2 protein-coding genes are annotated in these 743 nt (G+C 45.8%); both read right to left on the bottom strand.

Features of this window, described 5'->3' with window-relative positions:
* On the bottom strand, window positions 1–531 hold a 531-nt coding region (locus tag A3762_RS19795; RefSeq protein ID WP_197469418.1), incomplete at its 3' end, for a flavodoxin-dependent (E)-4-hydroxy-3-methylbut-2-enyl-diphosphate synthase.
* A gap of 4 nt (window positions 532–535) precedes the next feature.
* On the bottom strand, window positions 536–743 hold a 208-nt coding region (locus A3762_RS19790; RefSeq protein ID WP_156493611.1), incomplete at its 5' end, for a RodZ domain-containing protein.

Raw genomic sequence — 743 nt, 5'->3', positions numbered from 1 at the left:
CTTGAAGTTATCGAAATTATGTCTCTGCAAAATCTCGACATGACGCATCGCAGACTCAACAAGCGCAGCAGGCGTTGGCTCGCCGTACTTCTTCTGCAAGTCTTTCTCTAGCGACCCTGCATTCACACCAATTCGGATTGGAATCCCGTGGTCTTTAGCACTCGCAATGACCTCACGAATACGTTCTTCTTTACCGATATTTCCTGGATTGATACGTAAACAATCGACCCCATATTCAGCAACTCTAAGTGCAATTTTGTAATCAAAATGAATATCTGCAACTAAAGGTACTGGCGAGCCTTGCTTGATTAACTTAAATGACTCGGCGGCATCCATCGTTGGGACTGATACCCGAACAATGTCCGCCCCCGCATCGGCTAATTCTTGAATTTGCCCAAGCGTCGTTTGGACGTCGGTGGTCTCAGTATTCGTCATACTTTGCACTGCAATCGGAGCATCTCCGCCCACAGGCACATCTCCCACCATAATTTGACGGGAAACTCTTCGCTTTATCGGCGACTCAAACTTCATAACTCTACTCTACAGTAAATTCTGCGCGTCCAGTTGTGCTGACATAGGACGAAATATCGTACTGGACATCGTTTACGAACACTTGCGCAACACTTGCATCGCCAAGAACAACGCGAAGTGCCGTTGAAAATTCATAGTCAAACTTACGACCATCACGCATCAAATCAGCGCTGATACTATTATCTTGGTCATCATATATTTCAAACCAACAG

The organism is Oleiphilus sp. HI0125 (genome assembly GCF_001635355.1).
This window is presented reverse-complemented; position numbering and strand designations above follow the sequence as displayed.